Here is a 23,455-nt window from a genome sequence, read left to right as displayed (position 1 = left end):
CTCAGCTCTCCTCTCCGAGCCGAAGCACCTCTCCGAGGCGCAACCGGCGGTTGTTCAGGGCCTCGACGGCGACCGCGAAGCCGAGGGCGATCGCCCCGAGCGCGAGCACCGCGGCGACCAGGCTGGGCTCGAAAGCCACCCGGACGGGCACACCACTGGTGAACGCGGACAGGCCGAGCACCGGGTTGAGCAGCAGGGGCAGCGCCGTCCCGACCAGCGCACCGGTCAGCACCGACACCGCGACCAGCGGGGTCAACTCGACCAGCAGCAGCCCACGCCACTGCCGGCGGGACAGGCCGAGCGTGCGCAGCCGGGACAGCACCTGGCCCCGCGAGCGAGCGCCAGCCAGCACTGTGAACGCGATGGCCAACAGCCCGAGCAGGGTGCCGCCGACGGCCCCGGCCACGAACCCGAACGCCAACACCCCGTTCGCCCCGCCCTCGCCAAGCTCCCGGCGGACGTCCGCCCGGGTGTCGACGGTGACCCCGATCGGCCGGGCCCTACCGGTGACCGTGCCGTCCCGCTGGTAGCGCACCTGCCCCTGGTCACCGACGACGCGCAGCGCCTCGGCGTCCAGCGAGTCCCCGGCGATCAGCAGGCTGGTCGGCACCGGAATGGTGGTACGCGTCGGCAGGGCCTGCCAGGGCAGGATCACGAACCGGCCGGTGTCCGCCGCCAGCAACGGGAAACCGTCCTGGGTGCCGGCCACCCGGAACTCGTACCGCTGGCCCTGCACAGAAATGAAGGCCGAGTCGTCCAGCCCGGCCTTCGCCAGGTCGGCGGCGACCGCCGGTGAGACGATCGCCGGCAGCGGACCCGAGCCGGGCCCGGCGGCGCGCAGTGCGGCCGGAACCGGGAGGTCCACCTCGGATTCGCGAGCGACGGTGTCCAACCCCGAGCCGTCGACCAGCAGCACGTCCGTCTGCCCGATGAAGGCGTCGGTGCCGACCTCGTCGGACGCGAACCGCTCATCGTCCTCGTACAGGACCGGGGTGACGGCCCGGACCCCCGGCAGACGGCCCAGCTCGTCGACGGTGTCGGGTGCGAAGCGCTCCCCGCGGATCACCGCGTCGGCGGGGACGATCTGCTCGGCGGCCCGTTCCCGGCTCGCGTCGACGCCGGCGGCCACGACCGCGCAGAACGCGGCGGTGCCGATCGCCAGCACCACCACGACCAGCGGGGCGGCGACCGCCGCGCGGCCGGCGCGGGCCGTGCCGAGGAAGGCCACGCTGCCCCGGGTCCGTGCGGCCAGGCGGCTGACCAGCAACAACGGCCAGGGGTACGCCCGCAGCGCCAGCACCGCCGCCGCGACCGCGAGGAGCACCGGCACCGACACCAGCAGTGGGTCCACCTCGCCGAGCGTCAGGCCACGTCGGCGCAGCAGCACCGCGGCGAGCCCGGCCAGGAGCAGCAGAGACACCTCCACTGTGAGCCGACGGGCCGACGGGCGCACCCGGATCAGGTCCCGGCGCGCCGCCCCGCCGGCCGGTACGGCCAGCGTCGCCAACGGCAGCGCCAGCGTGACCAGCACGGTCACCACGATGACGTACGGCGTGGTCGGATCCGGGGCGCCGGGGAACAGCGTGCCCAGCCACCAGCCCAGCGCGGCGGCGACCGGCACCACAAGCACCGACTCGGCGAGGCTGCGCCGGGCACCGGCGGTGGCCCCGCCGCCACGGGCGCGCAGCAGCGCGAACTCCGAGCGACGCCGTCTGGTGGCGAGACCCGCCGCGAGCACGATGAGCCCGGCCAGGGTGGCCAGTACGCCGGCCGCGATCACCGCGAGCAGGGTCCGGACGGCATCGATCTGGGCGGCGAACGCGCGCAACGGGACGTCGACGCCCTGGGTCAGGGTGATCCCCGTCGGCTGGTTGCGCTGCATCACCTGCAGGCCGTCGATCAGCTGGTCCAGCTCGCGTGCGTCGAGCCGGTCGACGCCCAGTCGGTAGCGCCAGTTGGACTGGATCGGCCAACCCGCGGCGGCCCGCTTGTTGAAGGGCGACTGCGCGACGACGCCGACGATGACGAACGGCTCACCATCACCCTGCGGTTCGATGACCCGCAGCAGCTGTGGCAGCCCGTCCCAGATGCCGTTGGCGCGGTCGACAGGGCGGAACAGCCCGGTCACCACCAGCGGGGCACCGTCGATGAGCCTGCCCTTGTCGTCGGTGTTGCCGATGCGCAGTTGGCTGCCGGCGCGCAGGTTGAGCTTGCCGGCCACGTCGACGTCGAGCGCCACCTCGATCGGCCGTTCGGGAACGTACGTCTCGCTCGGCCACGTCCCCTCGACGAGGGTGCTGGCGCCCTGTATGTCGGGCATGGCCCGCAGGCCCAGGTCGACCAGCAGGTTGCGGGCCGCCAGGTCCGGTCCGGCCACGCGGGCCGCCGCGGTCTCGACGCTGTACCACCGCTCGGTCACTGCCGAGCGCACCGGCGGCGGCATCTCCGCGGCCAGGGCGTCGAACCGTTCGGCGGCGTCGCCCATCGCCGTCCGCCGTGACGTCGCCGGCTCCAGGCTGGTGGCGTACGAGAGGTCCCGCCGGGCGGCCGGCTCGCTGTTGAGTTGCGCTCGCAGTCCCTGTTCGGCGAGCCGGTTGACCAACCGGGGCACTCCGCTGATCAGCAGCGTGACCACCAGGGTCAGCACCGCCAGCAGCAGGAACTGCCCCCCGTACGCCCGGACCCGCCGGACGGCCGCCCCGACGTTCATCGTTCTCCCCCGATTCGCAGCTGCACCGCCGCCACCCGCTGACGGATGCCGGTGGCGATGAACGCGCTGAAGGCGAGCGCCGCCAGCAGCAGACCGACCGCGGTCAGGCCGATGGGCACCCAGGGCAGCACGAACGCCGCCGGGGGTGTCGGCCGGCCGGCGGCCGGGGTGAGGATGACAAGTGGGGCCATCGTCGCGCCGACCGCGGTGCCGAGCAACAGCCCGACGCCCACGCCGATGCCGGCGAGGAACGTCTGCTCGGCCAGCAGCGCCCGGGCCATCAGCCGGGGCGTGGCACCGAGGGTGTGCAGGACCGCGAACTCGCCGAGCCGACGCCGGGCGGTGGCCCACACGTCCACCATCAGGCCGACGAGGGCGAGCAGCACCGCGCCGAGCGCGGCGGCGAGCATTCCGGTACGCGAGCCGCGCCAGTACGGGTCGTCGGCGGCCGCCTCGATCGCCGCCTCCCGGTTGAGCACTGTGACGCCGGGGAGTGCGCTGGCCGCCTGGGCGGCGGCGTTCGCGTCGGCGGCGCCGACCCACCATTCCGGTACGGGTCGCAGCGTCCCGCCGGCACGGATCAGCACGTCGACCGCCGCGGGCAGGTCCAGCAGCACGCCTGCCGCAGTGGTGGTCGGCACGGCGCTCAGCTCACCGACCAGGCGCACCGGCACCGTCACCCCGGAGAGCGTGAGGTCGACTGTGTCGCCGACGCGCAGGCTCAGCGCCTCGCGTACCTGGGGGGTCATCAGCACCGGTACGACCGCCTTCGCGGCCGGAACGACAACGAACCGGGTCGGGCCCTGGTCGATGCGCTCCAGGCCCGGCCAGCGTTGCACCGGACGGCTGGCGACGAATCCGCTGCCGCTCTTCTGCACCGGCACGCGCGGTCCGTCGGCCCAGGTCGCCGCCCACTCACCGGTGAGATCGGCGGGGCGAGCCTCACCGCCCGCGTCGACGAGCGTCAGCCCCTCTATCTGAAGCCCGTACGAGTCGCCGCCGGCCCGCCCGCCGTCGGCTTCGAACCCGGCCACCCGGAGCGGCACTCCTCCCACGTCCGGTAGCTGGACCGTGAAGCGCGTAGCCCGCCCGTCGCTCGGGGCGTCCACCGCCGGCAGCCGGAAGGCGAGGCCCCCCGCGCTGGTGACCAGCAGCGCCACGGAGATCCGGTGCGGTTCGTCGGGCGTTCCCACCGGCGTACGGACGTTGCCGGTGATCGTGCGGGTGCCCTCAGGTAGCTCGACGCCCCCGACGGCTTCACGCGCCCCGACCATCCGCTGGTACTGCTCCGAGGCCGACCCGTCGGCGAGCCGGTCGGCGAGCCGGACGACACCCGGGGCGCTGGCCGGGTCGACGCCGATCACAGTCACTGGCAGGTTTTCCCGCCCGACGCGCACCTCGTCCCGCCACGCCGGCAGCACCCGGCTCACACTCGGCAGCGCGGCGAGCTGAGCGGCCCTGTTCGGCGGGGCGACACCAGCCCGTTCGGTGACCCGAACGTCGGCGCCGACCGTGTATCCGGCTTGTTCGACCTGGGACCGCTCGCCCGTGCTGATCAGCGACCAGGCCAGGGTGCTGCCGCCGACGGCGAGGGCGAGCAGCAGGACCGGGCCGGCGTGCGGACGCCGGCCGGCCTGCCACATGCCGAACATGGTGGCGGTCCAGGGACGTCGGTCGACGAATCGCTCCGCGAACCGGGTGAGCGGCGGGAGCACCCGCAGCGCCAGCACGGCACCGGCCAGCACACCGAGCGTCGGGGCGGCGACCAGCAGCGGGTCGAGCCCGAGCCGGCCGCCCGAGCCCGCCAGCGGGGAGGCGTACCGGCGTAGCTGCACCCAGGCGAGCACGGCGAGCGCCACGAGCATCAGGTCCACGCTGGCGCGTTGCACGCTCGCCGCCCGGTTCGGCCGGGATCGGGCCGCCATGTCGGCGACGTACGTCCCGGCGCCGCGCAGCGCCGGAAGGACCATGGCGACGAGGCAGCCGGCCGCGGTGGCCGCTGCCGCCGCCCAGACAAGGGTGGCGTTGCCGCCGGCGGTGGAGAGGTCAGCCGAGCCGCCGGGTCGGATGTAGCGCAGCGCCTCACCGGCGATCAGCGGACCGAGCACGGCGGCCGGGGCGACCACCAGGGTCGCCTCGCGGGCGGCCAGGCCGGCCAACTGCCGACGGGCGGCGCCGCGGGCACGTAGCAGCGCGGTCTGTGGGCGGCGGTCCTCGTGCAGCAGCGCGGCGACCAGCACCAGCGCGTACCCGGCGAGCACCAGGATGAGCAGCAGCGGGGTGGCCAGCGACGAGCGACCCACCAGGTCGGCGCGGGCGATCCGGTCCAGCAACTGCGGCATCTTCGTCACCGTCTGCCCGGAGCTGCCCAGTTGGGCGGCCTCGGGCACGGCCGAGACCGCCTCGGTGAGGGCTTTCCGAACGGCGGGCAGGTCGGCGGTGTCGACGCCACCGAGGTCCGGCTGGGCCAGCCAGGACGCCGACACCGAGCCCGGGAAGGTGGCCGCGAAGTCGGCCGGGTCGAGCGTGAACGGTCCGTACGAGGTGCCGGAACCGGCGCTGCCCGTGCCCACACCGGGGGCCAGCAGCCAGTACGCGTCCGCCGGGTCGCGGGGCCGCCAGGTACCGGCGAGCACCAACTCTCCCCGTCGTTCGGTGGCCCGGTCGCGCACCGGGACGCGTTCGCCGACGGTCAGGCCGAGGGCGCCGGCGACCCGCTCGGGCAGACTCACCTGGACGGGGTTCGCTCCGGGGCGGGGCCAGGCGCCACTGGTCAGCTCCGCGTGGGTGGCGAGGTCGGCGAGCGTGGCCAGGTTCGCGAAGACCGGTTCGTCGGCCGTACGCGGGATCTGACCGAGGTCGCCGGTCAGCTCGCGGCCGGTGCCGTAACGGGCGGCGGTGACGCTGACCGGGACGCCGCCGAGCCCGGTGGCGAGCTCGGCTCGGACCGCCTTGTCCCGGCTTGCGAACTCGGCCGCGTCCCGCCCACCCGAGCCACTGACCAGAAGGCCGCGCTCCTCGGCGGGCGAGGCGGCGACCAGTGCCCGCTGCCCGGCGTCCACCGCCCGACGGTTGTAGTCGGACAGCCCAGTGACCAACGCGACGGCGACGAGGGCAGCGATCACCGCCGCGACCAGCAACCCTCGCGCCTCGCGGGCCCGCCTCCACACCAGCTTCATCCGACGCCTCCCCTGGCCCTGGCGGGCCGACGACCATCAAGACAGGCCATCTACCGGGAAAGGTTCGCGCCCGTTACATGATCGTTATTACGGAAGGGTCAGCTCAGGCGGTGAGCACGCCTGGACGGCTAACTGCCGCCCCGAAGGTTGCGGATGCCGAACACCACCGCGCCGAGCACCAGCACGACGCCCAGGAGTTGGAGGCCCGGCGAGTCGTCGGCCTCCCCGTGCACGATGCCGGCGACGCCGAGGGCGACCACGAGAACGGCGGCGACGGTCAGGACGTACCTCATGAGGTTTCCTCCTCGACCCACTCCAGCAGGTCTCCGGGCTGGCAGTCGAGCACGCGGCACATCGCTTCGAGGGTGCTGAAGCGGACCGCCTTGGCGCGGCCATTCTTCAGCACCGCCACGTTGGCGGGGGTGAGCCCGATGCGCTCGGCGAATTCACCGACGCTCATCTTGCGCTTGGCCAACTCCACGTCGATGCGGACGACGATGGGCATCAGATCACCGCTTCCATGTCGGTCCGCAGGGTGGTGGCCTGCCGCAACAGCGCCCGCATCACCACCATGAGGAGCCCCAGCACGCTGACACCCACCGTCAGCAGGAACAGCAGCAGCGGCAGCCCTGGGTCGTCCGCGTTGAACCCCACATAGAGGAAGACACCCACGAGCACCAACCATGCGGCGGCGATGGCCCACACGATCGCGTCCACCCACTTCAGGGACGCTTCGGTGAAGATGCGGTCGCTCTTGACCAGGCTGAGCAACTTCCAGGTCGCGACGATGACGACCTGGACGCACAGCACCCAGAACACCGCCACGACCGTTGCCGGCCACCTGAGGTAGGCGTCCTGCGGCGATTCCTGGGCCATGTGGGCGAACTGCCCGGGCAGGGAGAAGGTCTGGAACAGGACCAGGACCCCGAACAGCACCACGAGGAAAACTCTGAGAGCGGCTACCGCTCGATGCTCCGTAACCATGCATCGAGTTTCGCTCGTTACCTATCGAAAGTCAATCGGTTGCCTCAGTGTCGACTCCGACTCACGGCAGCGTCGGCCCGGACACCGGCCTCGCCTTCTGGGGGTAGAAAGTCTCGTGACGGGCCAGCATGGCGACGAATTCGCCGATCTTGCGCTCGCGGGTCTCCGCCCGCTTGACGGCATTGAGGCGGTGGATGAGAGCGAACCGGTTGGCCTTGGTGAGCACATCGAGCATGGCCTGGGCGGCGGGCTCGGCGGCGATGGCGGCGAGCAGGTCGGGCGGCACCTCCGCCTCCGACGGCGGGGCGTAGGCGGCCGCCCACCGCCCGTCCGCCTTCGCGGCATCCACAGCGGCGCGGCCCGCCGGCAGCATCCGCCCCTGCTCCTCCAGCCGGGCCACGTTGGCGACGTTGCGCTGGGACCACGAACTGCGCTGCCGACGCGGGGTGAACCGGATCCAGGAGGACTCCTCATCCCGCTTACGGGCCTGCCCGTCGATCCAGCCGACACACAGGGCCTCGTCGACCGCCTGCTGCCAGGTCACCGTGGTGACCGTGCCGCCCTTCCTGGTCAGGGCGAGCCAGACGCCGGGCGACGTGGCGTGGTTGGCCGCCAACCATGCGCGTAACGCGTCGGCGTCCGCGACGACCAACTCAGCCAGCTCGGTGCTCGTCATGCGGGCAAACTATCCCCCGGGTCCGACAGCCGGTGCCCGCCGTGCGACGCGACCAACGCGTCTACCACGGCGTCAGCGTCAGCGTCAGCCACGTCCGATGGGTACTCCGGCAGCAGGTCGTCCCAGGCGATCAGCCACGACCCGAACAACTGAGCCTGCCCCTCGGGCCGAGCGAAGAACCAGACGTGCAGGTGGGCGCCGCCATCTCCGAAGCGGTAGACGTGGGCTCGCGAGATGTTCGGCAGCGCCTGCACGTGGCGAGCGATCCGAGTGCTCAGCAGCCCCAGTTCGGCCGCCAGTTCGTCGGGGAGATCCTCCATGTCGTGGTGGTCGCGCGGCAACAGCATGAGCACCAGCGGGACGCCCACGCCCGGGATTCGGATCAAGCGCCAACGCTCGTTGAACCAGATTCCTTCGTCCCGATCGCGGCAGGTGTCGCAGTCTGCCGGATCCTCGCCGTGCCGCGCCGGCTCCGGGAGCACCGGCGGCCGCAGCGGCACCACTCGAAGCCCGTCCGGCTCGAACGGACTGATCTCCCACCCGGTCATGCGCGCCAGGGGAAGGCGGTGCTCGTCGTCCGCGGCGGCGATCGCGTGGTCGTAGAACTCGTCCGGTCGCATGGCCATGTGGCACAGATTAGTACGACAAGATCCACATTGGTCGACGGCAGATCATCACCGAGCGGCAACCGCCGGAGGCCCGCCCCACACCCCAGCCGCTTTCCCGCCTGGTGGATGCCGATCGGCCTACGTTCGTCGGTGGTAGTGGTTGCGGCGCGGGATCTGGTCGGGGTCGAGCCAGGCCGGCGGGACGAACTCCGGGTGGCCGTCGTGGCCCAACTGAACCGCCCACTCGGTCTGGTGGATGTGCCGGTGGTGATGGCCGCAGAGCAGCACCGCGTTGTCGAGGCTGGTCGGACCGCCGTCGGCCCAGTGCCGGAGGTGGTGGGCGGCGCACCAGCGGGGTGGCCGGTCGCAACCCGGAAAGGCGCAGCCACCGTCGCGCAGCACCAGCGCACGACGCAGTGGGCCGGTGACGAGGCGACGTTGTCGGCCCACATCGAGCACCTGCCCAGCACCGCCAAGCACGGCGGGCAGGATGGCCGCATCGCAGGCGAGCCGGCGCACCGTGCCGGGAGTGAGCCGCAGGCCGATGTCGAGGGTGCCGGCACCCAACTGCCGCGCCAGTGCGTCGTAGCCGGTGGTGACGACGAGCTGGGCCGGGTCGCCGCCGTTCTCCGGGAGCTCGCCGGTACGCAGCGCCAGCCGACACACGTCCGCGAGGGCATCGTGGCGACGTTGCCCGGCACACCGGGTGTCGTCAGGTCCGGTGGGTGCGCTGAGCGGGTCGGTGACGGCACGCAGCAGTGCTGCGGCCTCCGCGTCGAGGGTGCCGCTAAGCCGAAGCCGCCCGTCGGTCTGCTCGGAGATGGTGAGGTGCCGGTCGCGGGCGGCCCGGGCGGCCTCGGCGGCCAGGGCCGCCGCAGCGGCGGCGTCGGCGACGTCGGGTGCGACATGGTCGAGGATGCGGGTGCCGACTTTGCGCAGTAGCACGGGGTCGAATCTCGCGGCCCAATCGACCAGCACGCCCACGGCCTTGTCGGCGATCTCGGCCCCGGCGGAGGCCGTCACGGTCGCGACCGTGTCGGCGATGACCCGGGCCTGCTCCACGCTGACCGCCCCACTCGCCAGCGCCTCGCGCACGGCAGGTGGGGCCACGTCGACGGAGGCGGCGAGGCCGACCAGCCGACGGGCGGCGGAAACATCGAGTCGCAGGCGGTGGCGCAACCACACCGCCGTCGAGGAGGCGCCCTGCGCGACCGCGGTGCCCCGACCGTCCAACTCCCGGACGACCGCCAGCTGCACCGCCGCGAGCCGCTGCTGAAGCCGGTGGGTGGCGTCGAGCGCCGCGATCAGGTCAGGCTCGGAGAGCGCCCAGACGGAGGCATCAGCGCAGGTCGCCACTGCACTGTCCGCCCGTGCCAGCTCATCGATCACACACAAATCCTAGAACAGGTGTACGACAACGCCGCCACGGATTCGTCTGGACTCGGATGATCCGAGACCATACGATCTAGTCATGAGATCCCTCCCTGCCCCCGACCTGTGGACGGATGCCCTCCCCACGGCGACGCCGCCGCCGGACATGGCGATCTACCAGCTCCCCACGGGCACCTACGAGACCCGAGCGGCGTTTGCCATTCGGGGCGGCTCGTTCCGGGACAAGCGGCAGTTCGCGGCCACCGCCATCCTCGTGCAGCACCCCAACGGCGACTTCCTCATCGATGCCGGCTTCGGGGCCAACGTCGCCGCACACGTAGCCATGCAGCCGCGCTTCGCCCGCGCCCCCTTCCAGACCACCCGAACGGTGCGCGAGCAGCTCGACGACAGTGGTTACGACCGCACGAGGCTCAGCGGAGTCTTCCTGACGCACTCGCACTGGGACCACGCCAGCGGCCTGGACTCGCTCGACCTCCCGATCTGGATGAACCGGGGCGAACTTGAGTACGCCGCCAAAGACGGTGACGGCAAGGTCTTCCGCGCCGTCTCGCCCGGCCACGAGATCCGCGAATACTCCTTCGAGGGTCCCGCCTACCTCGGCTTCTCCGCGAGCTTCGACGTCCACGGCGACGGGTCACTGGTGTTGGCGCTGGCCGGGGGCCACACAACGGGGTCCGTGGTCGCGTTCGTGACCCTTCCATCGGGGCAGCGCTACGCGTTCATCGGCGACCTGACCTGGCAACTGGACGGCGTCCAGCGAAGGGTGGAACGCCCCTGGTTGCTCCGGACCCTCGCCGACAGCGACGCCGGGCAGGTGCGACAGGGCATCCTGCGATCGGCCGCATTGACCGAGTTGATGCAGGTCGTCCCCGCCCACGACCAGCGCGCCTACCAGGGAATCCCGCTCCTTGAGGGTGCGGCGCGATGACTGCTGGACCAGCGCCGTCACTCGACTCCGAGATCACCTGGCTGTTGCATCGCGCCGCCCAACGAATGCACGTGGTGACCGGCGAGCAGGCCGAGAAGCACGGCCTCCAGCTGCGCGACTACATCGTGTTGAGCGCGCTCGACAAGACACCGGGGCTGACCCAGGTCGAGCTGGCCAGAGCGCTCGGCCTCGACAAGACCACGCTGATGACCCAACTGGATCGACTCGAACAAGAAGATCTCGTCGTACGCCACGCCGACCCCAACGACCGCCGACGACGCATCCCGGCGATCACCGCCGTCGGGGACGACGTACGGGCGCGGGTCGCTCGCGCCAGCGAGGAGGCGGAGCGCAGCGCGATGGCCGACTTCAGCCAGGCCGAGGTCGACATGTTCCGCCGGATGCTGTTCACGATCATCGGCACCACTGTGGACCCGGGCTCATGCCTGTGACGCACGGCCGCGGACGTGCGAACCGTCGATGCTCACGTCGCTCGTGACATCGACGGACCGCGTGCCGCGATTATTCTCGGCTCGACCGCTGTCACGAGAGGCGCCGGACCGGACATGGAATAGACGTGAGCTCCGGGACTGAACACGAGAAACGCTTCCAACGCGTCTACGCGGCCAACTTCGAACCACTGCTGGCGTACGCGATGCGACGCGTCGAGCAGCCCGAGGACGCGGCCGACATCGTCGCCGAGACCTTCCTCGTCGCCTGGCGGCGCAGCCACGAGATGCCGCCGGAGGCCGAGGTCCGGTTGTGGCTGCACGGCGTGGCTCGGCGGGTGCTGGCCAACCACCACCGCAGCGGGGCCCGCCGGGGGCGGCTTGGCGACCGGCTGCGGCAACGATTCCGGTCGGCCCTCGCCGTCGACCCGGGCAGCGAGGTGCCCGAACTACTCACCGTCCGGGCGGCGCTGGCCCGGCTCAACGAGGTGGACCGGGAGTTGCTGATGCTGACCTTCTGGGAGGGGCTGGAGCCGCGCGAGGTCGCCGTGGTCCTTGAGTTGAACCCGGCTGCGGTCCGTACCCGACTGTCTCGTGCCCGAGCCCGGTTGCGAGACCTCATCGGTCACGACCTCGACCCACCCGGACATGTACTCGACGTCATGGCCGTACGCGCCCTTGAGGAGGGCAGATGACCGACGAACAGTTCGACCGGAGGGTCCGCGACGCCGACCCGTACCGCCCCGAGGTCATCGCGCACCTCGGCGGGGCCGCACAGGAACTCCTGGAGGAGATCATGTCCACGCCGATCCTCGAATCCGTCACCGAGCCTCCGGGCCGGCGCTCCCGCCCGCGCCGCCGCCTGACGGGGGGCCTCGCCACCGCAGGCGTCGCGGCCGCCGTACTCGCCGTCGTCTTCGGCATCTCGATGGTGAAGACCGGGCAGCCGGGGGGCCAGGAAGCGGCACCGGAGACGAGCTCCAGCTCCGTGGCTCCGGGAATGGGCTCCTACTCGGCGATGGTGCTCAAGGCAGCCGAGCAGAACCCGCGGCTGCTGGTCGACCAGCCCGGCTGGAAGGCACAGCACGTCGACGGGTTCGCCAAGAGAACGGGCAGCATCACCTACAGCAAGGGTGAGCGAGGCCTCAGGATGAGCTGGTACGAGGCCACCGAGTACGCCGTGCGTCACAAGGATCGGCTCCAGGTCAGCAAGCCGGAGTCCGTGCAGGTCGACCGCTGGCCGGGTGATCTGTTCCGATACAACGAGCGCGAGTTCGAGGTCCTGCTCAAGCCTCGCGACGGGTCCTTCGTCGAGGTGCGTACCGTGGGTGCCTGGACGCGAGCCGACTTCGACCGGGTTCTCGCCAGTGTGGTCCGCGTGGATGCCCGTACGTGGCTGGCCTCGCTCCCGGCGGAGATCGTCACGCCGGAGCGGGTGAACGAGCGGGCGGCCGCGGTGCTCGCCGACGTGCCGCTCCCTCCGGGCTTCGACCCCGCCACGCTGAACGTCGAGGGCATCAACGACCCCTCCCAGTTCGGCATCCGGGTGATCGGCCCGGTCGGCTGCGCGTGGATCACCGAATGGAAGCGCGCGAAAGAGAGCAACGACGAGGACGCTCTCCGGCGGGCAACTGACGCGTTGCGCAGCAGCCACAACTGGAAGGCACTCCAGCAGATCGACATCGACGGTTACTGGGCGGACGGTTTCTGGGAGACCGCCGACAGGTTGGCCGCCGGCGGCCCTGTCCACCCCAAGATGTTCAATCCCTGCAACGCAGAGCAGTAGCAGACGTCGGGCTGCTCGGGGACGACGACCTGCCGACCCCGGGCAGCCCGGCACCCAGCGCGCTCAGGCGCTCTCGTCCTCGGGAGGGCGCTTGGCGCGGCTCGGCTGCACGCGCTTGGGCTCGCCGGGCATCTTCGGGTGGTCCGGCGGGTACGGCAGGTCACCCTGGCCGGCGGCGGCGTCACGCTCCGCCCACTCCAGCAGCGGGGTGATGTCCCACGGTGCGTCGTCGATGCCGGCGTGCGGATCACCTCGCTCGGCGAGCCGGGCCGGCACGGTGCGCAGGTCGAAGTCGTCCGGGTCGACGTCGGGTAGCTCGTCCCAGGTGACCGGGGTCGAAACGGTGGCCCGCGCGTTGGCCCGCAGCGAGTACGCGCAGGCGATCGTGCGGTCGCGCGCCATCTGGTTGAAGTCGACGAAGACCCGGGTGCCGCGCTCCTCCTTCCACCAGGCGGTGGTGACCAGGTCGGGGTTGCGGCGCTCCACCTCCCGGGCCAGCGCGATGGTGGCCCGGCGCACCTCGGTGAACGTCCAGCGGGGTTGGATGCGCAGGTAGACGTGCACGCCCCGGCCGCCGGAGGTCTTCGGCCAGCCGGTCGCGCCCAGCTCGTCGAGGAGCGCGCGGACCTCACCGGCGGCCCGTGCCGCGTCGGCGAAGTCGGTGCCGGGCTGCGGGTCCAGGTCGATGCGCAGCTCGTCGGGGCGGTCGACGTCGGCGGCCCGCACGGGCCAGGGGTGGAAGACGATGGTGCCCATCTGCGCCGCCCAGGCCACGTGCGCCAGGTCGGCCGGGCAGAGCTCCGCCGCGTTCCGCCCGCTCGGGAAGGTGATCTGCGCGGTCGTCACCCAGGGCGGCACGCCCCGGGTGGGAACCCGCTTCTGGAAGAACGCCTCACCCTCGACGCCCTCGGGGAAGCGTTGCAGGGTGGTCGGCCGGTCCCGCAGGGCGCGCATGATCCCGTCGCCGACCGCGAGGTAGTAGTGGAACACGTCCGCCTTGGTGAACCCCCGCTGCGGGAAGATCACCCGATCTGGACTGCTCAGCCGGACGGTGTGCCCGGCCACCTCGACCTCGGCGGCCGCAGCCTTGGTGCCACCCATCCCGCGACCTTATGCCAAGCCCCCGACGTTCGACGTACCGTTGACGGGTGAGTCTTGACGACAACGAGCTGCCCCGTACCGACGAAGAGTGGCGGGTCCGACTGACCCCCGAGGAGTTCCACGTCCTGCGGGAGGCCGGCACCGAACGCCCGTGGACGGGCGAGTACGTGGACACGAAGACCCAGGGGGTCTACCACTGTCGCGCCTGCGGGCTGGAGCTGTTCTCCAGCGACACCAAGTTCGACTCGCACTGCGGCTGGCCGAGCTTCGACGATGCCATCCCGGGCCGGGTCAAGGAGATCGAGGACCGCACCCTCGGCATGGCCCGTACGGAGATCCGCTGCGCCCGCTGCGACAGTCACCTCGGGCACGTCTTCCACGGCGAGGGCTTCACCCCGAAGGACACCCGGCACTGCGTCAACTCGGTCTCCATCAAGCTGGAACCCCGCTGACCCGGGCACCCAGGGCGTGACGGCACTCAAGGCGTGACCGGGCTAAAGGCGTGACCGCTGCTCAGGGCGTACCCCTGAGCAGCTCGACCTCGGCGGTCCGGGACTGCTCGATCCGCCGGGCCAGGTCGCGGACCCGTTCGTTGCGTCCGACGCCGACGTGGGACCGGGCCAGGTCGGCGGCCGACCGCTGGTGGTCGGCGAGCACCTCGCGCAGCACGCTGTCGACGTCCGCGTCCGGCGCGGTCCGCAGCCGGTCGAGCGCGGCGTCGTCGCCGTGCCCGTCGTGGTGGTGTGCGGCGGCGCTGGCGCCCGGCCCGGTCGTGGGCAACCAGCCGCGCATGGCGGCCAGTTCGTCGCCCTCGGTCGCCTCGATGGCGGCGGCCAGGGTGCGCAGCGTCTCGTCGCGCACCCGGTCCCGGACCAGCCCGACGATCTGCAGGGTGCGTTCGCTGTGCCCGACCATCGTGCTCAGGAACACCACGTCGATCCCGCTCATCGCGTCCGCCCCGACTGCGGACCCGACGCCCGAGGACCCGGCCGCCGCCGAGCCGGCCGGGGAGGCGGGGGCCGGCTGCGGCAGGGTCGGCGGGCTCGACGTGGGCGGTCCGGCGCAGGCTCCGATGAGCAGCAGAGCGGCAACGACTGACGCCAGCGGGGTACGGCGGGGCATGCCGGTGGCTCCGTTCACGCGAGGGCGGCGACACGGGTGCAGCCAGAGGGCCGCACCCGTGCGGTCAGACCTGGAGCCAGAGCGCCGGTACGTTCGGCGGCTCCCAGCCCGGGATCGCGGTGTGCGCCTGCCGGCAGCGGTACGTCGCTCCGCCGTAGGTGACCTGGTCGCCGACCTGGTACGCCCGGCCCGTCGTCCAACTGCCGCCCGGCGCGGGCGGAGTGGTCGGCGTGGCGGTCGGGGTGGGCCGTGGGGTGGGCGAGGTGGTGGGGGTCGGGGTCGGGGTCGACCCTCCGCCGCCGATCTGCACGTCGATGCAGGAGTAGAAGGCGTTCGCAGTGTCGGAGATGTTCCACACCGCGAGGATCTTCTGTCGGCCGGAGAAGCCGCCGAGATTGACGTTGTGGGACACCGTGGCGCCCGGCTGTTGGCCGTTGCCGTTGACCACGCCGACCCGGGTGTTGCCGATCCAGTACTCCCAGTTGCTGGTGGCGTGCCGGGCGGTGTTCACCCAGGTGAAGGTCAGCGAGCTACCCACCGAGGTGGCCGGCCAGCCCCGACTGTCGTCGTTGAGGACGGCGAACTGGGCGATTCCGGCATTGCAGCTGCGCAGGCCCTTGGGGCCCTCGACGCTCTGCGGCTCGTACTTGATCTGCCCGCAGTCGGGCACCCGGCCCTGCGCGCAGAGCGCCTGCCGGCTCGGTGGGGCGGAGACGTATCCGTGCGCCTGCGCGGGGGCGGCGACGGTGAGGGTGGCGGCGACGGCGCCCGCCGCCACCAGCGGGACGGTGATTCTTCGACGCATGGGGGCAGCTCCTTCTCCAGGTGCGGTGAGGTGCCCTCAAGGTAATTTAAACATTGTTAACAGTAAAGACTCTCATCGATAAATCCATCGATGGCGGCAGTTTTCTTCTCAGAGCCGGAGCAGGCAGCCCCGGTCGTCGACCTGGTCGGCCGACTCGTCGTCCAACCAGACGCCCCCGGTGCCGAGGTAACGGAACCGGTACTCCCCCGGCGGCAGCTTCACCGTCACCGTCCTGGTGCCGTCGCGGCGGGCCACCAGTTCGTGCCGGCCCGGCTGCCAGCCATTGAAGGAGCCGACGACACTCACCGGGCCGGGCGGGACGTCGCGGGGCAGACAGAAGGTGACCCGGGTCTGGTTGCCGAAGAGCTTGTTGCGCTTGATCACGATGATCCTCCGGGGGTTGCGGCGGTTCACCCGGCATAACGGACAACACGCCGACGCCGACACGCCGTCGACATGGCCAGGCGTCGGCGTTCCGCCCCACGTCGCGGCACCCGGGGGGATTCTGTAGGTACTTGTTCACTTAACGGAGGTTTTCGGTGGCAACCTGCGAGGTCTGCGGCAACGACTACTGGATGGCGTTCGAGGTGCACACCGTCAGCGGCGACGTGCACACCTTCGACTCGTTCGAGTGCGCGATCCAGCGCATGGCACCGATCTGCGAGCACTGCCAGGTCAAGATCGTCGGGCACGGCGTCGAGGTCAACGGCCGCTTCTTCTGCTGCGCACACTGCGCCCGCGCCGTCGAGGGCGCCGTGGGCGCGGAGATCCGCGACGCCGTCGGCGCCCGCCCGGCCTGACCGCGCCAGCCCGGCCGCGGGCCCTCCGGACCGCCACGCTGGGGTACGGTCGTCGCCATGCGGCCATTCCTGGGCGTCCTGCCCCCGCCGCGCTCCTGAGCGGAGCGCCGCGCCTCTCGCCGACCGGGTGACCTGACCCCGCTCGGCCACCCTGTCGTACGCGCTCCGTCGACGTCGTCCCCGTCAACGGCTCACCTTCGGAGCGCTCCCGTGTCCACGACCCGTACCTCGCTGCCGGCCGCCTCGGCCGCCCGCCACGCCGCCCGCAGCGGCCTCATCCAGATCAGCGTCACCGGCGTGCTGTGGGGCACCACCGGCGTGGCGGTGCAACTGCTGCGCGAGAGCACCGGGCTCAGCCCGGTGAGCATCGGCTTCCACCGCCTCGCCATCGCCGCGCTCGTGCTGCTGGCGTGCACCGCCGGCCGGCTCCGCACGATAGTGGCCACAGTGCGCGCCGCACCCGTACCGCTGCTGCTCACCGGCGTCGGCCTCGGCCTCTACCAGGCGCTCTACTTCGCCGCCGTGGCCTGGGCCGGCGTCAGCGTGGCCACCATCGTCAGCCTGGGCCTAGCCCCGGTGCTCGCCGCGGCCTGGGAGTCGGTACGCGCCCGCCGACTCCCCGGCCCGCTGCGACTCGGCACGCTGGTCGCGGCGGTGGCCGGCCTCGTCCTGATCACCGGTGCCACCGAGCACCCCGGCGCGGCGGCGCCCGCCCCGCTGCTCGGCCTGCTCGCGGCGGCCGGCTCCGGCCTCGGGTACGCGGTCACCACCCTGATCAGCCGCCAGGTGTCGCAGCGCACCGCGCCGATGGCGCTGACCACCATCTCCACAGTGGTCGGCGCGTTGACCCTGGCGCCGTTCGCAGTGGTCGCCGGGGTCGGCCTGCCGGTACGCCTCGACACCGTGGCGCTGCTCCTGCACCTCGGCGTGATAACCACGGCTGTCGCGTACGCGCTGTTCTACGCCGGACTGCGCACCACACCGGGCAGCGTCGCGGCCGTGCTCACCCTGCTCGAACCGCTCACCGCCGCGGCCCTGGCGGTGGCCCTGCTACACGAACCGCTCCCCCTGCCGGTGATCGGCGGCGGCGTCCTGCTGCTCACCGCCGTGGCCGCCACCTACCTGGCACCCGACCGGGCGGAACCCCGGTGAACCCACCCGACCTACCATCGGTGGATGCCCCAACAGACCACCGAGCTCCGGACGGCCTCCTTCGCCGACCTGAACGCCCGCACCTTCCACGACCTGCTCAAGCTGCGCATCGACGTGTTCGTGGTGGAGCAGAACTGCCCGTACCCGGAGCTCGACGGGCGCGACGTCGAGCCGGGCACCCGGCACCTCTGGCTCACCGACGGCGGCGCGCCACTGGCGTACCTGCGGATCCTGGCCGACCCGAACGGCGACGCCCGGATCGGTCGGGTCGTGGTGGCCCCGGAGGCGCGCGGCGGCGGGCACGCCGGCCGGCTGATGACCGCGGCGCTGGAGGTGGTGGGCAACCGGGCCTGCGTGCTGGACGCCCAGTCGCACCTGGTCGCGTTCTACACCCGGCACGGCTTCGCGGTGAGCGGCCCCGAGTACGTCGAGGACGGCATCCCGCACACCCCGATGCGGCGCGATGCCATTGACGGCTGACGATCGAGCTGGCATGGTGCCGGTAGAGCCATCGCGGGAGCCAGCGATCAGGCACGGGAGTGGGCAACTCCCGGCGATCCGGGTGTCGACGTCCGACCTCATCCCCCCGGGGGCTCCATGTTCACTCCCACCCGATCACGACGCGTGCTCTGGTTGTTCGCCATCGCGGCGACCACCACGCTCCTTTTGACGACCGCAGTGACCACCATGCGGGCCGAACCCGCCTCGGCGCACGGTTCGGTCGTCGACCCGGCCTCACGCAACTACGGCTGCTGGCAACGTTGGGGCAGCGACTTCCAGAACCCGCGGATGGCCACCGAGGACCCGATGTGCTGGCAGGCCTGGCAGGCCGACCCGGCCGCCATGTGGAACTGGAACGGCCTGTACCGCGAGGGTGTGGGGGGCAACCACCAGGCCGCCGTCCCCGACGGCCAACTCTGCAGCGGCGGACGCACCCAGAGCCCGCGCTACAACGCGCTGGACACCATCGGCGCCTGGAAGACCACAGCGGTGTCGAACAACTTCCGGCTCCGCTTCGTCGACCAGGCCCGTCACGGCGCCGACTACATCCGGGTGTACGTGACCAAGCAGGGCTTCAACGCGGCCAGCCAAACACTCGGCTGGGGCAACCTGGAGTTGGCCGGCCAGATCGGCAACACGCCCGCCTCCCAGTGGAGCCCGGACCCCAGTGGTGTCTCGATCCAGATCCCGGTGAGCGCGCCGGGCCGCACCGGACGGCACATCGTCTACACCGTCTGGCAGGCCAGCCACCTGGACCAGTCGTACTACCTGTGCAGCGACGTCGACTTCGGCGGCGGCTCGACGACCCCGCCGCCGACCACGCCCCCGCCGACGACCCCGCCACCGACCACGCCCCCGCCCACCACGCCGCCGCCGACGACCCCGCCGCCGGCCGGTGCCTGCACGGCGACGTACCAGGTCACCGGTCAATGGTCCGGTGGCTTCCAGGCCGAGGTGAAGGTGACAGCGGGCGGTTCACCGACCCAGGGCTGGTCGGTGAGCTGGAACTACAACAACGGCCAGCAGGTCACCTCGTCGTGGAACGCGACGGTCGGCGCCAGCGGCACGCTGGTCACGGCACGTAACGCCAACCACAACGGCACCCTCGCCGCCGGAGCGAGCACCACGTTCGGTTTCCTCGGCTCGTGGAACGGCAGCAACCCAGTTCCGCTGGTCTCCTGTACGACGACCAGTTGATCCCCGTCCGGCGCCGCACCCGGGCGGGGGTGCGGCGCCGGCCGGTGGGAAATGCGGTGGTGCCCGGCGGTCCGTCCGGGCACCATCCCCGCATGATCGAGATCAGGGTGCTCACCCCCGATGACTGGCCCACCTGGCGCGAACTGCGGCTGGCCGCCCTCAGCGAGGCGCCGGGAGCGTTCGGCTCCCGGCTCGCCGACTGGCAGGGCGACGGCGACCGCGAGCAACGCTGGCGCGACCGGCTGAGCATCCCCGGCTCACACAACCTGGTAGCCGTCCTGGACGGGAGTCCGGTCGGGATGTCGAGCGGCGTGCCGACTGCGGACCCGCTGATGATGGACCTGATCTCGATGTGGGTGCACCCCGACGCCCGCGGCAAGGGTGTCGGCGACTGCCTGGTGGATGAGGTGGCGCGCTGGGCCCACGAGCGCGGCGCCGACCGGCTGCGCCTCAGCGTCATGCCGGACAACACGCCCGCAAAGGCCCTCTACGAGCGCGTGGGCTTCACGCAGACCGACGAGCTGGGCGATCTCCTACCCGACGGCGTAGGCCGCGAACAGGTAATGCAACGCACCCTCTAACCACGCCCCCACCACGCCTCCGCGCCCTCCCCGCCCCTTCCCTCCCCGCGATCTTGCACTTTCGGTCGCCGGATCGCGACTTATGCCCTTTTCGTCGGGACAGAAAGTGCAAGATCGCGGGGAGGGGTGGGGTGGGTCAGACCAGGCAGTTGACGATCTCGGCTACCGAGCGGCGGCGGCCGGTGTAGAACGGGACCTCTTCGCGGACGTGCCGGCGGGCGCCGGAGGCGCGCAGGTCCCGCATCAGGTCGACGATCCGGTGCAGTTCGTCGGCCTCGAAGGCGAGCATCCACTCGTAGTCGCCGAGCGCGAACGAGGCGACGGTGTTGGCCCGCACGTCCGGGTAGCCGCGGGCCATCTTCCCGTGCTCGGCAAGCATCTCCCGCCGCTCGGCGTCGGGAAGCAGGTACCACTCGTAGGAGCGGACGAACGGGTACACGCAGATGTAGGGGCGGGCCTCCTCGCCGGCCAGGAACGCCGGGATGTGGCTCTTGTTGAACTCCGCCGGCCGGTGCAGCGCCATCTGCGACCACACCGGGGTCAGCGCCCGGCCCAGCGTGGTGCGGCGGAACCGCAGGTACGCGTCCTGGAGCGCGTCCGGGGACGCGGAGTGCCACCAGATCATCACGTCCGCGTCGGCGCGCAGCCCGGAGACGTCGTACACGCCTCGGACCACGACGTCCTTGCCGGCCAGCTCGTCGAAGAGGGACACCACCTCGCCGGTGACGTTGTCCCGCAGCGACGGCAGCGGGGAGCTGGCCCGGAACACCGACCACATGGTGTAGCGGATGCTGTCGTTCAGCTCCCGCAACCGGGCCGCGTTGGTCTGCTCGGTCATCTCGCCGATCCTCCCAGTGCTGTGATGATCTCTTCGGCCGCCGTCTCGCCGGAGCGGACGCAGACCGGGATGCCGACGCCGTCGTAGCCGGCGCCGGCGAGGACCAGTGTGGGGTGCGCGGCCCGCAACGCCGTCCGCGCGGCGGCGAGCCGGTCGGCGTGCCCCGGCGCGTACTGCGGCAGCGCACCGCCCCACCGCTGCACGTGCCCGTCGACCGGTGCGGGCAGCGGGGTGCCGAGCACCGCCGACAGCTCGCGGTGCACGGTGGCCGCCAGGTCCGCGTCGGGGCGTTGCAGGTGCGCCTCCTCGCCGTACCGGCCCACCGAGGCGCGCACCAGGGCCAACCCGTCCGGCCGGCGCAGGTGCCCCCACTTGGTGGTGAAGAAGGTCGCCGCCTTGATCAGCAGGCCCTCGGTGCTGGGCACCAGGAAGCCGGACAGCTCGGGCAGTCGCGGCTGCGGCAACGCCATGGTGACCAGGGCGACGCTCGCGTAGTCAAGCGCGCCGACGCCCGCCGCCACCGCCGGCGCGGGGCCGGCGAGCAGCCGCGCCGCCGGTCGGGCCGGCACCGCCAGCACCACCGCGTCCACGTCGACCATCGACGACTCCAGCTCGGCGCGTCTACCGCCGCGCCGCGACCTGGAGCCGTCGTCAGGGTCGCGGGTCGGGCCGACGGTGAGGCGCCAACCGGTGCCGGTAGGCGTCAACTCGCGCACTGCGGCGTCCCGCCGTACCGTCGCGCCGCTGGCCGTCACCGCCGCCTCGACCAGGGTGCTCAGCCCACCGGCCAGGGTGCCGAAGACCGGCGCGCCGGGCGCACGCGGCGCGGCGGCCTGCGCGGCCCGGACCGCGCCGACCAGGGTGTGCTCCACCCGGGCCGCCCGGGCCAGCGCGGGCATCGTCGTGACCAGGGAGAGATCGTCCGCGCGGCCCGCGTACACGCCACCCAGCATCGGGTCGACCAACCGCTCGACCACCTCGTCCCCGAAGCGGGACCGGACCAGCGCACCCACCGAGACGTCCGCGTCGGGCCCGACCAGCGGCCGACCGCCGTCGGTGTCGGCGTCCGCGGCCGGGCGGGCGACAGCGGCCACCCGATCCAGATCCCCGGGTACGCCCACCAGGGTGCCGCCCGGGATGGGGCGCAGCCCCCCGTCGACGACCAACGCGGCCTGCCCCACTGTGGGGTGCACGATCCTCTCGGCCAGCCCGAGCCGGCGGGCCAACGCCACCGCCGCGCTCTCGGCGCCGGTCGGGTCGCGCATCAGGAACGATTCCGCGCCGAACTCCACCGGCTGGCCGGCCAACTCCCCGGTGCGCAGCTTTCCGCCCAGCGCACCGGACTGCTCGTACACGGTGATCTCGGTGCCGGCCGGTGCGCGGTCGCGCAGGCGGACCGCGGCGGCCAGGCCGGCGATCCCGCCGCCGACAACCGCCACCCGCCAGGGCTGCCGCGTCACCGGTCAGCCCTGGTCGGCCCGGCGGCTGGACAGCTCGTGCACCAGCGCGACCACCCGGGTCAGCACCTCCGGGTCGGTCTCCGGCAGCACACCGTGGCCGAGGTTGAACACGTGCCCGGGGGCCGCCCGGCCCTGCTCCAGGATGCGGCGTACCTCGGCCTCGACGACCGGCCACGGCGCCAGCAGCACGCACGGGTCCAGGTTGCCCTGCACCGCCTTGTCCGCGCCGATCCGGCCGGTGGCCACGTACAGCGGCGTACGCCAGTCGACGCCGACCACGTCCGCCCCGGCCTCGCCCATCGCGCCGAGCAGCTCGCCGGTGCCCACCCCGAAGTGGATCCGGGGCACCCCGGCGTGCGCCAGCCCGCTCAGCACGGCGGTCGAGTGCGGCAACACGAAACGGCGGTAGTCGGCCTCGGAGAGCGCGCCGGCCCACGAGTCGAACAGCTGCACGGCGGAGACGCCGGCCTCGATCTGCACCCGCAGGAAGGCCAACGTCACCTCGGCGAGCCGGCCGCAGAGCGCGTGCCACAGCTCGGGATCGCCGTACATCAGGGCCTTGGTCTTCGCGTGGGTGCGCGACGGCCCGCCCTCAACGAGGTAGCTGGCGAGCGTGAACGGCGCGCCGGCGAAGCCGATGAGCGGGGTGTCGCCCAGCTCGACCACCAACTGCCGGACGGCCTCGTCCACGTACGAGACGTCGTCGCGGGTGATCGGGCGGATCCGCTCCACGTCGGCGGCGGTGCGGATCGGCTCGGCGACCACCGGGCCGGTGCCCGGCACGATGTCCAGGTCGATCCCGGCCGCGGCGACGGGCACCACGATGTCGCTGAACAGGATGGCCGCGTCCACGCCGTGTCGGCGCACCGGCTGGAGAGTGATCTCGGTGACCAGCTCCGGTCGGCGGCAGGACTCCAGCATCGGCACGCTCGCCCGGATCTCCCGGTACTCCGGCAGGGAGCGGCCGGCCTGGCGCATGAACCAGACCGGGGTGTGCGGAACGGGCCGACGTCGGCAGGCCCGGATGAAGGGCGAGTCGGCCGGTCCGCCGGGGCGGGATTCTCCGTCTCGGGCGACAGTGCCCGTGGTGTCCGTGGTCATCGCCGCAATCGTGCCACGCCCGCCACCCCCAACCGGGTGGGGGTGAGAGGAAGGGCACCGTTCCTTACGCCCGGTGCCCTTCGCT

The 23,455-nt window shown here is 72.2% G+C and carries 25 protein-coding genes; 10 read left to right on the top strand and 15 right to left on the bottom strand.

Features of this window, described 5'->3' with window-relative positions; all coding sequences use genetic code 11:
* Nucleotide 1: 1 nt before the first annotated feature.
* The 8 genes from IW249_RS17525 to IW249_RS17490 all read right to left on the bottom strand — a co-directional run bounded on the left by IW249_RS17525 (nucleotide 2) and on the right by IW249_RS17490 (nucleotide 9,546).
* A complete protein-coding gene (locus IW249_RS17525) occupies nucleotides 2–2,710 on the bottom strand; it encodes an FtsX-like permease family protein (RefSeq protein WP_196921741.1) in 2,709 nt (902 codons plus the stop codon).
* Complete coding sequence (locus tag IW249_RS17520; protein WP_196921740.1) at nucleotides 2,707–5,889, bottom strand: FtsX-like permease family protein; 3,183 nt, start codon at nucleotides 5,887–5,889, stop codon at nucleotides 2,707–2,709. The genes IW249_RS17525 and IW249_RS17520 overlap by 4 nt, the downstream gene beginning before the upstream one ends.
* A gap of 128 nt (nucleotides 5,890–6,017) precedes the next feature.
* Complete coding sequence (locus tag IW249_RS17515) at nucleotides 6,018–6,182, bottom strand: hypothetical protein (RefSeq protein WP_196921739.1); 165 nt, start codon at nucleotides 6,180–6,182, stop codon at nucleotides 6,018–6,020.
* A complete protein-coding gene (locus IW249_RS17510) occupies nucleotides 6,179–6,394 on the bottom strand; it encodes a helix-turn-helix domain-containing protein (RefSeq protein ID WP_196921738.1) in 216 nt (71 codons plus the stop codon). The genes IW249_RS17515 and IW249_RS17510 overlap by 4 nt, the downstream gene beginning before the upstream one ends.
* Nucleotides 6,394–6,828, bottom strand: a complete 435-nt coding sequence (locus IW249_RS17505) for a DUF2975 domain-containing protein (protein ID WP_238662171.1) — start codon at nucleotides 6,826–6,828, stop codon at nucleotides 6,394–6,396. The genes IW249_RS17510 and IW249_RS17505 overlap by 1 nt, the downstream gene beginning before the upstream one ends.
* A gap of 106 nt (nucleotides 6,829–6,934) precedes the next feature.
* Nucleotides 6,935–7,549, bottom strand: a complete 615-nt coding sequence (locus tag IW249_RS17500) for a YdeI/OmpD-associated family protein (protein ID WP_196921736.1) — start codon at nucleotides 7,547–7,549, stop codon at nucleotides 6,935–6,937.
* The gene (locus IW249_RS17495; protein WP_196921735.1) at nucleotides 7,546–8,175 is read right to left on the bottom strand and encodes an HIT family protein; all 630 of its coding nucleotides are present in this window, start codon (nucleotides 8,173–8,175) and stop codon (nucleotides 7,546–7,548) included. Before IW249_RS17495 ends, IW249_RS17500 begins: the two co-directional genes overlap by 4 nt.
* Before the next feature lie 120 nt (nucleotides 8,176–8,295).
* Nucleotides 8,296–9,546 carry an HNH endonuclease signature motif containing protein gene (locus IW249_RS17490; protein ID WP_196921734.1) on the bottom strand — a complete coding sequence of 417 codons (1,251 nt, stop codon included), beginning with the start codon at nucleotides 9,544–9,546 and terminating at the stop codon, nucleotides 8,296–8,298.
* Nucleotides 9,547–9,628: 82 nt separating this feature from the next.
* On the opposite strand from IW249_RS17490, the gene IW249_RS17485 reads away from it, so the two are divergent.
* The 4 genes from IW249_RS17485 (at nucleotide 9,629) to IW249_RS17470 (ending at nucleotide 12,712) form a co-directional block, all read left to right on the top strand.
* Nucleotides 9,629–10,477 (top strand): MBL fold metallo-hydrolase, encoded by an 849-nt coding sequence (locus IW249_RS17485; protein WP_196921733.1) that lies wholly within the window; start codon nucleotides 9,629–9,631, stop codon nucleotides 10,475–10,477.
* Nucleotides 10,474–10,929 carry a MarR family winged helix-turn-helix transcriptional regulator gene (locus tag IW249_RS17480; RefSeq protein ID WP_231392558.1) on the top strand — a complete coding sequence of 152 codons (456 nt, stop codon included), beginning with the start codon at nucleotides 10,474–10,476 and terminating at the stop codon, nucleotides 10,927–10,929. Before IW249_RS17485 ends, IW249_RS17480 begins: the two co-directional genes overlap by 4 nt.
* Nucleotides 10,930–11,054: 125 nt before the next feature.
* Nucleotides 11,055–11,621, top strand: coding sequence for an RNA polymerase sigma factor (locus IW249_RS17475; RefSeq protein ID WP_196921732.1), 567 nt, complete (start codon nucleotides 11,055–11,057; stop codon nucleotides 11,619–11,621).
* Nucleotides 11,618–12,712, top strand: coding sequence for a hypothetical protein (locus IW249_RS17470; RefSeq protein ID WP_196921731.1), 1,095 nt, complete (start codon nucleotides 11,618–11,620; stop codon nucleotides 12,710–12,712). Before IW249_RS17475 ends, IW249_RS17470 begins: the two co-directional genes overlap by 4 nt.
* A gap of 63 nt (nucleotides 12,713–12,775) precedes the next feature.
* Here the strand turns inward: IW249_RS17470 and ligD are convergent, their stop codons facing one another.
* Nucleotides 12,776–13,813: a non-homologous end-joining DNA ligase gene (gene ligD, locus IW249_RS17465; RefSeq protein ID WP_196921730.1), complete on the bottom strand. Its 1,038-nt coding sequence runs from the start codon at nucleotides 13,811–13,813 to the stop codon at nucleotides 12,776–12,778.
* 47 nt (nucleotides 13,814–13,860) lie between these two features.
* On the opposite strand from ligD, the gene msrB reads away from it, so the two are divergent.
* Complete coding sequence (gene msrB, locus IW249_RS17460; protein WP_091400676.1) at nucleotides 13,861–14,265, top strand: peptide-methionine (R)-S-oxide reductase MsrB; 405 nt, start codon at nucleotides 13,861–13,863, stop codon at nucleotides 14,263–14,265.
* Between the two features lie 61 nt (nucleotides 14,266–14,326).
* On the opposite strand, the gene IW249_RS17455 is transcribed toward msrB, so the two are convergent.
* From IW249_RS17455 to IW249_RS17445, 3 genes are all read right to left on the bottom strand, one after another.
* On the bottom strand, nucleotides 14,327–14,935 hold the full coding sequence (locus IW249_RS17455; protein ID WP_196921729.1) for a DUF305 domain-containing protein: 609 nt from the start codon (nucleotides 14,933–14,935) through the stop codon (nucleotides 14,327–14,329).
* Nucleotides 14,936–14,999: 64 nt separating this feature from the next.
* Nucleotides 15,000–15,740 (bottom strand): lytic polysaccharide monooxygenase, encoded by a 741-nt coding sequence (locus tag IW249_RS17450; RefSeq protein ID WP_196921728.1) that lies wholly within the window; start codon nucleotides 15,738–15,740, stop codon nucleotides 15,000–15,002.
* A gap of 108 nt (nucleotides 15,741–15,848) precedes the next feature.
* Nucleotides 15,849–16,124 carry an isoamylase early set domain-containing protein gene (locus IW249_RS17445; RefSeq protein ID WP_196921727.1) on the bottom strand — a complete coding sequence of 92 codons (276 nt, stop codon included), beginning with the start codon at nucleotides 16,122–16,124 and terminating at the stop codon, nucleotides 15,849–15,851.
* 155 nt (nucleotides 16,125–16,279) lie between these two features.
* Here IW249_RS17445 and IW249_RS17440 point away from each other — a divergent pair, with 155 nt between their 5' ends.
* The 5 genes from IW249_RS17440 (at nucleotide 16,280) to IW249_RS17420 (ending at nucleotide 19,971) form a co-directional block, all read left to right on the top strand.
* The gene (locus IW249_RS17440; protein ID WP_091400670.1) at nucleotides 16,280–16,540 is read left to right on the top strand and encodes a metallothionein; all 261 of its coding nucleotides are present in this window, start codon (nucleotides 16,280–16,282) and stop codon (nucleotides 16,538–16,540) included.
* A 210-nt stretch (nucleotides 16,541–16,750) separates the two neighbouring features.
* Nucleotides 16,751–17,692, top strand: coding sequence for a DMT family transporter (locus IW249_RS17435; RefSeq protein WP_196921726.1), 942 nt, complete (start codon nucleotides 16,751–16,753; stop codon nucleotides 17,690–17,692).
* A 24-nt stretch (nucleotides 17,693–17,716) separates the two neighbouring features.
* Nucleotides 17,717–18,172, top strand: a complete 456-nt coding sequence (locus IW249_RS17430) for a GNAT family N-acetyltransferase (protein ID WP_196921725.1) — start codon at nucleotides 17,717–17,719, stop codon at nucleotides 18,170–18,172.
* A gap of 117 nt (nucleotides 18,173–18,289) precedes the next feature.
* Nucleotides 18,290–19,390, top strand: a complete 1,101-nt coding sequence (locus tag IW249_RS17425; protein ID WP_196921724.1) for a lytic polysaccharide monooxygenase auxiliary activity family 9 protein — start codon at nucleotides 18,290–18,292, stop codon at nucleotides 19,388–19,390.
* Nucleotides 19,391–19,482: 92 nt separating this feature from the next.
* Nucleotides 19,483–19,971 carry a GNAT family N-acetyltransferase gene (locus tag IW249_RS17420; RefSeq protein ID WP_196921723.1) on the top strand — a complete coding sequence of 163 codons (489 nt, stop codon included), beginning with the start codon at nucleotides 19,483–19,485 and terminating at the stop codon, nucleotides 19,969–19,971.
* A 136-nt stretch (nucleotides 19,972–20,107) separates the two neighbouring features.
* Here the strand turns inward: IW249_RS17420 and hemQ are convergent, their stop codons facing one another.
* From hemQ to hemE, 3 genes are read right to left on the bottom strand one after another with little or no spacing between them, the layout of a single operon-like run.
* On the bottom strand, nucleotides 20,108–20,809 hold the full coding sequence (gene hemQ / locus IW249_RS17415) for a hydrogen peroxide-dependent heme synthase (RefSeq protein WP_196921722.1): 702 nt from the start codon (nucleotides 20,807–20,809) through the stop codon (nucleotides 20,108–20,110).
* The gene (gene hemG, locus IW249_RS17410) at nucleotides 20,806–22,269 is read right to left on the bottom strand and encodes a protoporphyrinogen oxidase (RefSeq protein WP_196921721.1); all 1,464 of its coding nucleotides are present in this window, start codon (nucleotides 22,267–22,269) and stop codon (nucleotides 20,806–20,808) included. The genes hemQ and hemG overlap by 4 nt, the downstream gene beginning before the upstream one ends.
* Nucleotides 22,270–22,272: 3 nt before the next feature.
* A complete protein-coding gene (gene hemE, locus IW249_RS17405; RefSeq protein ID WP_196921720.1) occupies nucleotides 22,273–23,370 on the bottom strand; it encodes a uroporphyrinogen decarboxylase in 1,098 nt (365 codons plus the stop codon).
* Nucleotides 23,371–23,455: the final 85 nt, after the last annotated feature.

The organism is Micromonospora vinacea, from assembly GCF_015751785.1.
GTDB lineage: Bacteria > Actinomycetota > Actinomycetes > Mycobacteriales > Micromonosporaceae > Micromonospora > Micromonospora vinacea.
This window is presented reverse-complemented; position numbering and strand designations above follow the sequence as displayed.